Below are 12,929 nucleotides of genomic sequence, written 5' to 3' on the forward strand. Positions count from 1 at the left end.
CTAAATTTTACTACATTTTTGACAAACAAAATTAACTATCAAAAATGAACATACAGAAATAAAGAGTGAAGGAAGAATAGGATGAAAATAATAACTACCTACTTCACCATAAAAAACTATGATCAAATAACTCAAAAGTCCCAAAACTTGAGAAATAAAAGCCGATATTTTACTTACAAAATTAAAATAAAGTCCAAAAACAATAATAGAAAAGAATGAAACTTCCAAAGCTCCAATCGCAAAAATATTTAAAAAAAGCAAAAAGTCAGGTGGTTTTAAAGATAAAAAAACTATTATTAACATAAAACAAACATTAGAAATAATAATAATTTTATTAATTCCAATCTTAGCACTAATATTTTTACTTAATAACAATATTGACTTTACCCAAATAGAAGACAGTAAAAGAAGACCTGAATCTATTGTAGACATTATCGCTGATAAGAGTCCTATAAAAAATAATATAAATATTTTAGGATTTAAAACCTTTAATGCTACATTTAAGATAACTTTATCATTTGGTTCAAATTCAGGAAAAATAATAAGAGAAAAAAAACCTATTAAATGCATAATAACAACAAAAAATCCTATTACAAAAGTAACAATAGGAAGAGAAAATCTAATAGCTTTCACATCTTTAAATGCTATAAAATTATTAACAAATTGTGGTAGCCCCAAAACCCCAATTCCTATTAGTATCCAAAAAGAAATTATATATTCAATTTTCAAATTCAAATTTGACGGCAAAAATAGATCATCGTTAAGATTTAACCGAGCCACCTTAAACAGATTACTAATTCCACCTCCCAAATCAACTAACCTTGAAAATAATAGTACAGACGCTATGATCATCAAAATACCTTGTATTAAATCCATATATGCTACTATCTTAAACCCTCCCAAGAAAACATATAAAAAAACAAATAGAGAGAAAAAAATAAGAGCATCAGTATAACTAATTTGAAAAAAAACCTCTAAAAGTTTAGCACCTCCCATAAGCTGAGCTGAAATTAAAAACAAAGAGAAAAAAATTATTATCACACTACTAACAAAAACTAAAGATCGACTAAGATATCTATACCCAATATAATCAACAATATTTATTGCATTAACTTTTTTAGCTTCCAAATTCAATTTTTCACCAATAATGACAAATGAAATTAAACTTGTAGGAATTTGAATAACTGCTAAAAATATAAAAGACAATCCATATTTATAAACAGCCGAAGGGCCTGAAATAAAACTACTAGCACTAATATAGGTAGAAGCAACAACTAATGACATTACAAAAAAATTTAAACCCTTATTTGCAAGAAAATAATTATGTAAAAATGACACTTCTCCCCTTTTTTTTCCAAAAAAGATGCCAAAAGCACAATATGAAATCAAAAAGATAAAAAATAAAAAAAATGCTTTAGTCATTCTTAAAAAAAATCACAAAAAAACACACTAATAAAAAACTGAAAATAGGAAACAAGATACATGACAAAAAAAACCAAAGAGGAATATTAAATATATCAATAGGAAAGTAAGATAAATAAGCTGATAAAAGCCACCAAATAAACAGAAATAAATATATAATATTTGCAAAAAATACTTTATTTATCAATTAAAAATCCTTTTGAAAAAATTAAATATAATTATATTATAATGTATAAAATAAACATGAAGAAACATAAAAATATATTAATCGGGGTATGTGGGGGAATCGCAGCCTATAAGTCAACCTATATTATCTCAAATTTAGTAAAGATGGGGTATAATGTCAAAGTTATAATGACAAAAAACGCGACTAAATTTATTACTCCCTTAACACTAGAGACAATCTCTAAAAATAGAGTGATTCAAAGCCTGTGGAATACAAGCCACGAAGAAGTAGAACACATAAATTTGGCAAGATGGGCAAATTTAATATTAATTATTCCAGCAACATACAACATCATTTCTAAAATTGCATCAGGAATTGCTGATGATACTTTAACTACAGTCATATCTGCAAGCACTGTTCCAACTTATTTTGCAATAGCAATGAACAACATAATGTATCAAAACCCCATTTTAGAAGAAAACATTAAAAAACTAAAAAAATATAATTATAAATTTATTGAACCTGATGAAGGATCTCTGGCATGTTCCTTAAATGCTATTGGACGACTTAAAAATGAAAATGATATTTTAAAAATAATATTAAACGCATTAGAGCCAAAATTACCATTAAAAAACAAAAAAATACTAATAACTGCATCTAGAACTGAAGAAGAATTAGATCCAATTCGTTACTTCTCAAATAAATCAACAGGACAAATGGGCTTTAGTCTAGGCATTGAGGCACGAAATCTTGGAGCCCATGTAACAATAATTACAGGCCCCAGCAATGAAAAAACACCTTATGGAATAAACGTTATTAGAATAAAAACAGCATCAGAAATGTACAAAGAAGCAATAAACATATACCAAGAATTTGACGTTATAATTGGCGCTGCCGCTGTTGCAGATTTTAGACCTGATAAAATTTATAAGACTAAAATCAAAAAAGATGCTATTAAAGACCTTCATATTAAGTTCATCAAAAATCCAGACATAATAAAACATATAGGCAAAAACAAAACTAAAAACCAAATTGTTATTGGATTTTGTGCTCAAAAAGATGAAATTTTAATAGAAAAAGCCAAAGAAAAATTAAAAACAAAAAACCTAGACTATATTATTGCAAACGACTTAAAATATTTTGGATCAAGCCTAAACAAAACTTATATAATAGACAAAAATAGTGTTAAAAAACTTCCTGAAATATCAAAAAAAGAAACGGCAACAGAAATTTTAAAAATTTTATATCAATAATTCGTTAAAAGTTTTCTTAAATACTCTGAACGAGTTGTTCTCTTGATCTCTTTAAGCTTATCTAAGAGTAGTGCAGATTTATTATAAATAGCGCCCTTAATTGCTAGATTCATTAAATCAATATTTTTACTCTCAATAATCTTAGAATAAAAATTATCAAAATTACCCTTTCTAGCTGCAAGAAACATAGCAATACTTGTAAGCAACTTTGAAGGTTTATTAATATTTTCTTTTTCCAAGAGATTTAAAGCGATTAAACGTGCAGAATTTACATCTTTATCTAAAAGATAACTAAACATAGTAAGTTTAAAGTTATTTTCAACACTAAAATCAAACATTATATTTTGTATCTCTTCATAACCAAACCCCATATCTACTAAAGCTCTACCTGATGCTTCCCTGACTTTTAAAGAAGGATCGCTTTTGATCTTATAAATTAATACCTCTTTTGAAGCAATATCACCATGCCTCTTAATAGCCTCAACGGCACTAATCCTAATATTAGCATCAGAATCCCTTAAAAAATCATGTAAAATCTCTTTTGATTTCAAAGATACGTCCCTTGAGAGTGCTTCCACAATGGCAATTTTAATATTATAATTGTTATTATTATTTTGAAGATACAAATCAGTGCTCTCTGTTATTTTCTCAGGAAAAAGATATGATAGAGCCTTAATAGCTGAGGCCTTAATTTCTGGATTTTCATAACTATCAACAGAAATTTCATAAAATCTATTTGCATAATTAATAGCATCAGATTTTCCAAGAGCAATGAGTATTGCCGATTTAACTCCATCATTACCAGAATATTTATCATAAACATTCATCATATCTTTTGAGTATTCAGGAGAAGAAAGCTCACCAAGATAATAAGCAGCAGTAGCTACAATATTCCCTTCCTTATTTTCAAGAATATCAATAAGAGTTTTTTTTAAAGAATCCTTACTGCCAAATTCCTTAAGATACAAAATTGCCAAATTGATCAAATTGTTAGGATATCTATTGCTCTCATAATTATCAAGAATATAATTAGCAGTATCAACACTGCCTGCATATTTAAGTGATAAAAACAAATCAAGAATTGCTAATTTAAGATCAATATTAAAAGTTTTCTTCAATCTCTTTTCAAGCAAAGCATTATATTCACCATCACCTGATTTTTTAAGACTATTAATAATTTCAATAACTTGGGCATCAAGTCCATAAGAAATAGCATCATTTACCCGCTTCACATCTAAGTTAACATTTTCAAGAACAGGATTTTGAGTATCATCCCTCTTTAAATCATTTTCTGTAATATCCTTACTGATCTTATGATCCTGGGACACTAAAGGTTTAATTGACAATATTGTTCCTTTAATAGCAGAAATATCAAGCACTATACAAAAGAAAAAAACAAGCTCTAAATACCTCATAAAATCTCCCTACTAATAAACTTAAAAACCTTATTAACACCAAGCAAATAATAACACAGTATTAAAATAACAATACTAATTACACCTGCAACACTTAATAAGTAAAAATTATTGAAATTAAATCCTACATCCCATTTAAAATTTTTAAAAAGAGTATAAAATAAATATAAGGGAATAAGGGAAATAAACGCCTTAATAAGCGCTACTAAAGATCTAACAAATTCAAGCTTCATCCCCCCCTTAAGTCCAACGAAATAAAAAATAACTACACATAAAGCAAAAGAAATTGATTGTGCAATAGGCAAAATGTCTACCACTTTATAAAAGTTAATACCAAAAATTGAGATTGTAATATCAATAACAGCAAAAAGAAGATTAAAGTAAAGCGGAATTTTTGAGTTACGTATCGAAAAATAATATTTTTGAAACAATCCAAAAATTGAAGAAAATGGTAATCCAATTAAAAAATATTGTAGTACGTTAACGGTTCTTTGAGTGTCATATACGGAAAATTTACCCCCTGTAAGTAATAAATTTAAAATAGGACCAGCCCAAATATACATTAAAAATGACATTGGAATCAAAATAAAAATCAAAATATCAATTCCATGATTCAAAATCAAATTTAATCCTTTATTATTTCCTAAAGAGGCATATTCTGCCATTTTAGGAAAAATAACTGTAGAAATAGAGACATAAAAAATTCCAACAGGAAGCTGATAATAAACAATTGCATTACTTAAAACAGAAACACTTCCAATATCCAGAACTGATGCCAAAGCAAATGAAATTTGCTGAGTAGCAATTGTCACTAAAGCTGACATAATCATATACGTCCATCTTTTTAAAAATCTTAAAAATGAAGAATCATTAAAGTTAAACATTGGTCTATATGTAAAACCAATATAAATACAATTGATCATCTGAACTAAAAATTGCAAAATCCCACCAACAATTACTCCAATAACAGCACTATAGATTCCATACTGCTTATAAAACAAATATATGCTTAATATAATGCTAAAAGAGAGCATAACAGGAGAAAAAGATGAAATAAAAAAAAACTTATAAGAATTTAAAACCGACGAAAATACCGATGCTAAGCTTATAAGTAAAACATAAAGTATTAAATAATTAAATACACAACTAGCCAATTCCAAATGACTACCTCTATAAGAAGATACAAAATACATAATTTGTCGAGAAAAAAGGATCATAACACAAATAATAAGACTAATACTTATAATATTAAAAGTGATAACTCGTCTGAAAAAATCAATAGCATGTTTACTAGATTTTTTCCTCTCATGAGTGAATTCCGGCATAAAAGCTGAAGTCATTGCACCTTCTGAAATAATTTTCCTTAAATTATTTGGAATATTAAAAACATAATTAAAAATATCTGACTCAAGACTTGCCCCAAAATAGTAAGAGAATACCTTAATTTTAATAAAACCCATTATACGTGAAAAAGAAATCGAAACCATAACAATAACTGTTGAGAGAATATCTTTATTCATTTAAATTACCTTCATCATATTTGCTTAAATAAAGCTTTCTAAATTTTGTAAAATCACCATTCATAATTGCATTTCTAGCCTTTTTAATAAGTCTAAACATATAATGAATGTTATGTTCACTGGCCAACATCACTCCAAGAGTTTCTTCTGATTTGATTAAATGTCTTAAATACCCTCTTGAATACCTTGTACATAAAGTGCAATAACAATCCCACTCAACAGGACAAGTATCAAAATTAAACTCAGCCCTCTTAATACGCAATATTCCATTATCAGTTAAAAGTGAACCATGCCTAGCAATTCTTGTAGGATTAACACAATCAAAAATATCAATACCATAATATATTGCATCTAATATATAGTGAGGAGTACCAATTCCCATTACATACTTTGGCTTAACCTTAGGTATTAATGAAGAATTATATTCAAGAATTTCTAAGTATTTATCTCTCGGTTCTCCAACAGAAATTCCACCAATTGCTACACCAGGACTATCTAATTCTAAAATCGCCTCGGTACTTCTTTTTCTCAAATCTTTAAAAAAATTACCCTGGGTTATTAAAAATAAAAGACCATCATACCCTTCTTTTCTATTCTCATAAGCACGCAATGTACGACGAGCCCAAGAGGTTGTAATATTTGTATACAAACTTGCCTCGCTATAATCAATTCCATAAGAACTACAAATATCAAGCGCCATAATAATATCACTCTCAAAAATTTCTTGCATTTTAAATACACTCTCAGGTGTAAAATAGTGCCTAGAACCATCAATATGCGATTTAAAATCTACTCCCTCAGCCTCAATCTTTCTAAAATTAGCTAAAGAAAATACTTGAAATCCTCCAGAATCTGTCAAAAAATTTTTATCCCAGGCTGTAAAATTATGTAAACTTCCATATTTTTTTATCACATCAATGCCGGGTCTTAAATAAAGATGATAAGTATTTGCAAGCATAAGCTCACATCCCAATTTTTCAAGTACATCATGCTTTAAAGCTTTCATTGCACCCAAAGTACCAACTGGCATGAAACACGGAGTTTCAACCTTCCCATGAGGAAGTTCAAGCACACCAAGTCTTGCATTAGAATTTTTGTCATTTTTAATGATACTAAACATAAAATTCAAAAAAACCTACTACTTACACACAAGATTATAAATAATAAAATTAATAATAGTAAACAAAATAGTGGGTAACGAACTTGCAACTGCTATAGGTAAATATCCAAGATCTGCTAAAAAACTAAAAACCATAATTGACATAACATACACAACTGCAAATGCAATACTATTTAACAAACTCCATATAAAAATATTTTTTTTCAAAACAAGCCCTACAAAACTCACAGTAAAACTAAGAAGTATTAATCTAAATGAAAAAAATATTCTGCTTAACAAATCAAATAAAGCTTCAGAATAATCTAATTTTTCTTTCCTAAGAACTCTAATCCAGCTAATAAGCTTTGAAAAATTCAACGTTTTTGACGAAAGCATAACTATTTTAATATATTCAGGCTCTAAATTAATAATCTCCCTGCCATCAAGAACTTCATGAAATTTTTCTATCACATCTCGTTTGACCTTAGAAAATTCTCTAACACCATAAAGCCGCCATCCAGAATCAATCCACTCAGCCTTACTTATATCATACCTTTTTTTAAAATTATCATTTTGATCTTTTAAAATAATCATCAAGTCAGCAATAGTATCATTCTCGATATCATAATGCTTAATATTGTAAATTTCTCTTGCAAAATCCCTAATGATTATATTCCTATCATTTGCACCTTGATTGCCAACACTATTTTTAAGAAAAGCATCCCTTTTAGCAATAGTATCTATAACCAAATAATTATCAAAAAAAAAGAGCATTACTGAGATAAAAATACTAAGCACAATTATTGATTTTAATATTCTAGAAATAGAAATACCACAACTAAAAAGTCCTATTATTTCATTTCTCATAGAAAGATTACCAATAAGATTAGAAACAGCAAAAAGAAAAGACAAAGCCAAACCATCTGAAAAACACTTTGGCAAATAAAGATAATAAATATAAACAATATCACTAATACTAAGATTATGATCAAGATAATTAAAAAGATTGGTAAATAAATCGATAAGCACAATTAAGATCACAAAAAGAAAATTCATAAACAAAAAAGTCAACGATATATTATTCACAAAAAGCTTATCTACTTTCATTTCTTTAAAAGTCTCAAAAAAAGTATCAAACCTGCAAAAATTAACATCACATTTGGCAAGACAGTAATAAGAAAAGGATTTGAAGAATACTGGACAGTATAAACTTTTCCACCAATAAACATTACCCAATAAAAAACACAAATAAGAATTGAAATCACAAGTTCAAGAATAATAGAATATTTTTTATTTGAGTACATCCCCATACCAAAAGCCAAAAAGATAAAAAATAAAACAGACAATGATAAACTAATTTTTTGATAAAATTCCAAACAATAAAGAGCATAATTTCTCTTAACAATTAGATCTTCATAAGGGTTATAATTTAAACTTAAATTATGCATATAACTTAAGTTTTCAAGAACAGATTCTTCATCTAAAAAACTATTTTTATCATATAAATAATTCAAATAAATATTTGAAAAATTTAAATACAAAAGATCTTCCTCTAAATCATTTTTCATATTTAATTCTTTAACTAATTTATCTTGTTTAACAATAAGTTTCATAACATCTCTAATACTCATCTGCGATGGTGCAATATAACTTAATAACCAACTATCACTAAACGTTACTTGATCAATTGAATATTTCATCCGATCAGCATAAAAATAATCATAAAACCCACTCTCATCATCTGTTAAAGCAATTGATAAAACATCATTCAAAATAAAATATACCTGATAATTTTCTTTTTGAATATTAAGTTCCCGTGCTATAAATATTCTGTCATAACCTTTAAGTCTAGTATTATCAAAAAAAGTAACATTTTTATACCCAGTTTCAGATTTTTCTCCTGATACAAATATTAAATCTCCATACTGTTTGCTTGAATAAGGCTTTAATATCAAATGAGGTATTTCTTGTTTAATTTCATTAAAAATTCTCAATCTACCAATAGAACCAAGGGGAAGTAAAAAATCATTTGTAATAAACGAAATCAATGCAATAACTACTCCTAATTTAAAAAATGGAACTAATAAATCAAAAATAGATATTCCAATTGATCTAAAAGCCAATATTTCATTATTAAGTTTAAATCTATAAATGGTAAGTATTACTGAGATTAAAGCCGCAAAGGGAGGTGAAAGAGCAATTATCATAGGAAGTGAATATATAACAAAAATAAAAGCCTTTAAAAAAGGAACATAATTTTGAAGAAGTATTCTCATAAAAAAAAGTATTTGGTTTATGAAAAATACAAAGAAAAAAAACAAAAAAGTAATTAAGAAATACTTAAAAAATTCAATAATTATGTAAGATTCATAATTGTTTTTTAATACTCTCATTTACAAAAACCAAACCATTATTTAAAGTCCCAAGCACAACATAATCATCAAAATTTAAAATTTTTACTAAATTTAAACTAATAAGTCCATCACTAGGTCCTAAATAATCCCAACTATCATTTACTGTATCATAAATTAATAAACCATGTTCAAAAGTTGCAAATAATAACTTATTATCCCTAATTTCCATATCAAGAAAATACCCAATGCTAGGATCATTGTTAACATTATATTTTACATATGTATTATTATCTAAACTTAATCTAAAAAGACCTCCTCCATAAGTTCCAATGTAATAAACATCATCATGCTTCTTTATAAAATTAATATTTCTCTCACTATCTATTTTGCTAAAAAAATTTAAATGTTTAATTTTATTAAAATTAGTTAGATCAATGCTATAAATAGCCTTATCCATTGTTCCTACCAATAATAAATTTTCCCGAACATCTAAATATAGTGATGAAATCTTATTAGAACCAAGTTTGATATAAGTCCAATCACCTGCATCGGAGTAAAACCATAGTCCAGCATCTAGAGTACCAACAAAAATTCCATCTTTAGCACTCAGTAAAACTTGTATGCTATTTAAATTAACATTTAAAGGTATTTTAACTTTTTTAATAGCTCCTTCCAAATCATCAATATAATAAAGAGCATTATTTCCACCAACGTATATAACTCCTTTATGATCTGCAAACCCTTTAAGTCCATTTAAAACGATACTTTTTTTATCTTTAATATAAACCTTATATTTATTATTCTTAACATCATATCTTAAAAGACCACCAAATATGTTTGAAACAAAAATATTACTCCCTAAAACAAACATATCAAAAATACTATTATCTAAAAATCCTAAAGCTTCTAAATTTAAATAATTTATTCTAAATTTATTATTCAAGAAATTATAAATTCCTAGATCATAGCCTGACTTAAGAGAAGTTTTATCAATATCCTTTAATGCAGAGATTGCACCTACTTTATCCTTAACAAAATATTTTAATTCAGCAACCCTAAGACTAGCATGAGAATTTTGATAATTTTTTAAAAAATTATCAAAATGATATTCAGCTAAATCATAAGAGCCTATGTTATAATTCATATAACCAAAAAATAAATGGGCTTTAGCAATTAATTCTTTATCATAATTTTTCTCATCAGTTACTATTTTATTCAAGTAGTAACTGGTCATGCCAAAATTTTTTCGAGCATAATTCTCTCTAGCATTTTTAAAATAAGAATTATCCTCTTTTAAAAAAGCATCACTTAAGAAAAAAAATTCATCATCTCTAAGGCCCAATAAATGACTTCTTTTATTAAGATCTAACTCCTCAATATCAAATTCATCAACATTTAATTTTTGCATATCCTCGATAAAATTAGGAGATAAATCAATATCCTTACTAGTTAAACATGAAAAAAACAAAAATAAGCTCACAAAAATAAGCTTATTTTTAAAAATATTATTTATATGATCTACAAATCTCATAACATTTACTAATCTCTAACTAATTCAAGTTCAATCTTACCAAACTTATCAATATCAGATATTCGAACCTTAACCATTTGTCCTTCCTCTAATCTTGGAGGACGAATAGCAAATGTATTCCTACTATCTCTACCATATCTAGAATGTCTACCACTATCATATCTGGAATGCCTCATATCACCATATCTATCATCCCTTGATTTTGGTCGATTACTTAAAAATCCTTCTTTGATAGGAGTAAGCTCAATAAAGGCCCCAAAACTATTAATCTTTTTAACAATCCCTTCATAAATCTCACCAATTTTAGGTTCTCTTACAATACTCTCTATCCTTGCCTTTGCTTTTTGCATCTTTAAGTTATCAGTCCCAAAAAGAGTAATTTTACCATCTTGCTCAATTTGCACCCTAACCTCAAACTCATCTGTAATCGCTTTAACTGTCTTACCAGTAGATCCAATAACAAGAGAAATTTTATCAATATCAATTTGTAACTGAATAATCTTAGGAGCATTAACAGATATATCATCTCTTGATCTTGAAATTACAGAATCCATAATAGATAAAATATGCATTCTTCCAATTCGTGCCTGTGCAAGAGCATCCTTCATCAACTGCTTTGTAACATTTGAAATCTTAATGTCCATCTGAAAACCAGTAATTCCATTCTTAGTTCCTGCAACCTTAAAGTCCATATCACCCAAATGATCTTCTTCTCCAAGAATATCACTTAAGATAACATACTTATCCCCCTCACTAACAAGTCCCATAGCTATTCCTGCTACTTGCTCCTTAACAGGAACACCAGCGGCCATTAAAGACATACTCCCAGAACACACTGTAGCCATTGATGAGGATCCATTTGATTCTAATATCTCAGATACTACTCTAATAGTATATGGAAAATCATCTTTCTTAGGTAACATAGCTTCCAGAGATCTTTGGGCTAAATGACCATGTCCAATCTCTCGTCTGCCAGTCATAAGTCTACCTGTCTCACCAACAGAAAATGGAGGAAAATTATAATGAAGCATAAAATTAAGACGCTTATCACCATCAATATCATCCATTATTTGCTCATCAATACTTGTACCTAAAGTCGTTACAGCCAATGCCTGGGTCTCACCTCTTGTAAAAAGAGCAGAACCATGCGTTCTTTTTAAAAGATCAACTTCAGCAACAATATCTCTTATCTGTGTAGGATTACGACCATCAGTCCTAAGATTATTCTCCAGGATTGATCTCCTAACGATTTCTTGCTCAAAATCATCAAGAGCTTTATAAAAAAGAGTTTCATTCTCTTCATTTACCTGACTTACAGAAGAAAAATGTTCATAGGCTTTTTGCTTAACTAATTTTATAGCCTTATCTCTATTAAGCTTTCCTTTCACAAAACAAGCATCTTTAAGTTCAAAGTAAATAAAATCTTTAAGTTCAGCCTTAAATTCAAATACCCTTTCCTCATAAGCAAGTGGTAATTTTTCCCTCTCACCTACTATAAGTATAAATTCTTTTTGAAGATTACAAATTTGTTTAATATATTCATAAGCTTTATCTATCGCAGCAAGCAATACTTCCTCACTAACCTCATTAGCACCACCTTCAACCATTGTAATACCATGCAAACTGCCCGCAACAACAATATCTAGAATAGAATCTTGTATTTCATCAAAAGAAGGATTTACTATAAACTCATTATTCAAATAAGCTATTCTAACAGCCGCAATTGGACCATTAAACGGAATATCTGACAAAAAAACAGCCGCAAAAGCAGCATTCATCCCAACAATATCAGGAGGATTCATCTGATCTGTAGACAAAGTCGTTGGAACAACCTGAATTTCTCTACCAAATCTCTTATCAAAAAGCGGTCTCATAGGTCTATCTATTAATCTAGAAACAAGTACTTCCTTGTCTTTTGGTTTACCTTCTCTTTTAATAAATCCTCCAGGAATCTTTCCAGCAGCATAATATTTTTCATTATATTCAACAGATAAAGGAACAAAATCCAAATTCTCACGAGCTGAATCTGAACAACATACCGTAGCAAGAACAGTAGAACCACCATAAGTAGCAAGAACCGTACCATTTGCTTGCTTAGCCAATAAACCTGTCTCTAAAATTAAATCTTCCCTTCCTACTTTCAACTTCAAAATTTTTCTCAAAATCAAC

General features: G+C 28.1%; 10 protein-coding genes. 1 reads left to right on the forward strand and 9 read right to left on the reverse strand.

Going from position 1 to position 12,929, the window contains the following annotated elements; translation table 11 throughout:
- Together panF and QMG63_RS00215 are read right to left on the reverse strand one after the other, a co-directional pair.
- Positions 1 to 1,422 (reverse strand): sodium/pantothenate symporter, encoded by a 1,422-nt coding sequence (panF, locus tag QMG63_RS00210; protein WP_281860678.1) that lies wholly within the window; start codon positions 1,420 to 1,422, stop codon positions 1 to 3.
- Positions 1,415 to 1,609, reverse strand: a complete 195-nt coding sequence (locus QMG63_RS00215; protein WP_281860680.1) for a DUF997 family protein — start codon at positions 1,607 to 1,609, stop codon at positions 1,415 to 1,417. The genes panF and QMG63_RS00215 overlap by 8 nt, the downstream gene beginning before the upstream one ends.
- Positions 1,610 to 1,665: 56 nt before the next feature.
- Here QMG63_RS00215 and coaBC point away from each other — a divergent pair, with 56 nt between their 5' ends.
- Complete coding sequence (gene coaBC / locus QMG63_RS00220; protein WP_281862050.1) at positions 1,666 to 2,841, forward strand: bifunctional phosphopantothenoylcysteine decarboxylase/phosphopantothenate--cysteine ligase CoaBC; 1,176 nt, start codon at positions 1,666 to 1,668, stop codon at positions 2,839 to 2,841.
- Here coaBC and QMG63_RS00225 read toward each other — a convergent pair.
- From QMG63_RS00225 to pnp, 7 genes are read right to left on the reverse strand one after another with little or no spacing between them, the layout of a single operon-like run.
- Entirely contained in the window at positions 2,835 to 4,256 is a 1,422-nt protein-coding gene (locus QMG63_RS00225; RefSeq protein ID WP_281860682.1) for a HEAT repeat domain-containing protein, read from the reverse strand. The genes coaBC and QMG63_RS00225 overlap by 7 nt on opposite strands.
- Positions 4,253 to 5,776 carry a murein biosynthesis integral membrane protein MurJ gene (murJ, locus tag QMG63_RS00230; RefSeq protein ID WP_281860684.1) on the reverse strand — a complete coding sequence of 508 codons (1,524 nt, stop codon included), beginning with the start codon at positions 5,774 to 5,776 and terminating at the stop codon, positions 4,253 to 4,255. Before murJ ends, QMG63_RS00225 begins: the two co-directional genes overlap by 4 nt.
- Positions 5,769 to 6,896, reverse strand: a complete 1,128-nt coding sequence (tgt, locus tag QMG63_RS00235) for a tRNA guanosine(34) transglycosylase Tgt (RefSeq protein WP_281860687.1) — start codon at positions 6,894 to 6,896, stop codon at positions 5,769 to 5,771. Before tgt ends, murJ begins: the two co-directional genes overlap by 8 nt.
- Before the next feature lie 18 nt (positions 6,897 to 6,914).
- Positions 6,915 to 7,982 (reverse strand): LptF/LptG family permease, encoded by a 1,068-nt coding sequence (locus tag QMG63_RS00240; RefSeq protein ID WP_281860689.1) that lies wholly within the window; start codon positions 7,980 to 7,982, stop codon positions 6,915 to 6,917.
- Positions 7,979 to 9,268, reverse strand: coding sequence for an LptF/LptG family permease (locus QMG63_RS00245; RefSeq protein WP_281860691.1), 1,290 nt, complete (start codon positions 9,266 to 9,268; stop codon positions 7,979 to 7,981). Before QMG63_RS00245 ends, QMG63_RS00240 begins: the two co-directional genes overlap by 4 nt.
- Positions 9,243 to 10,760 (reverse strand): hypothetical protein, encoded by a 1,518-nt coding sequence (locus QMG63_RS00250; protein ID WP_281860692.1) that lies wholly within the window; start codon positions 10,758 to 10,760, stop codon positions 9,243 to 9,245. The genes QMG63_RS00245 and QMG63_RS00250 overlap by 26 nt, the downstream gene beginning before the upstream one ends.
- An 8-nt stretch (positions 10,761 to 10,768) precedes the next feature.
- Positions 10,769 to 12,922, reverse strand: a complete 2,154-nt coding sequence (gene pnp / locus QMG63_RS00255) for a polyribonucleotide nucleotidyltransferase (RefSeq protein WP_281860694.1) — start codon at positions 12,920 to 12,922, stop codon at positions 10,769 to 10,771.
- Positions 12,923 to 12,929: the final 7 nt, after the last annotated feature.

The organism is Candidatus Borrelia fainii, assembly GCF_027925085.1.
GTDB classification, from domain to species: Bacteria; Spirochaetota; Spirochaetia; order Borreliales; family Borreliaceae; genus Borrelia; species Borrelia turicatae.

What these genes read in the sequence shown, in the direction of transcription:
- tgt (WP_281860687.1), bottom strand. Translation starts at nt 6,896, where the DNA reads ATGTTTAGTATCATTAAAAATGACAAAAATTCTAATGCAAGACTTGGT.
- murJ (WP_281860684.1), bottom strand. Translation starts at nt 5,776, where the DNA reads ATGAATAAAGATATTCTCTCAACAGTTATTGTTATGGTTTCGATTTCT.
- QMG63_RS00225 (WP_281860682.1), bottom strand. Translation starts at nt 4,256, where the DNA reads ATGAGGTATTTAGAGCTTGTTTTTTTCTTTTGTATAGTGCTTGATATT.
- QMG63_RS00240 (WP_281860689.1), bottom strand. Translation starts at nt 7,982, where the DNA reads ATGAAAGTAGATAAGCTTTTTGTGAATAATATATCGTTGACTTTTTTG.
- QMG63_RS00250 (WP_281860692.1), bottom strand. Translation starts at nt 10,760, where the DNA reads ATGAGATTTGTAGATCATATAAATAATATTTTTAAAAATAAGCTTATT.
- QMG63_RS00245 (WP_281860691.1), bottom strand. Translation starts at nt 9,268, where the DNA reads ATGAGAGTATTAAAAAACAATTATGAATCTTACATAATTATTGAATTT.
- coaBC (WP_281862050.1), top strand. Translation starts at nt 1,666, where the DNA reads ATGAAGAAACATAAAAATATATTAATCGGGGTATGTGGGGGAATCGCA.
- panF (WP_281860678.1), bottom strand. Translation starts at nt 1,422, where the DNA reads ATGACTAAAGCATTTTTTTTATTTTTTATCTTTTTGATTTCATATTGT.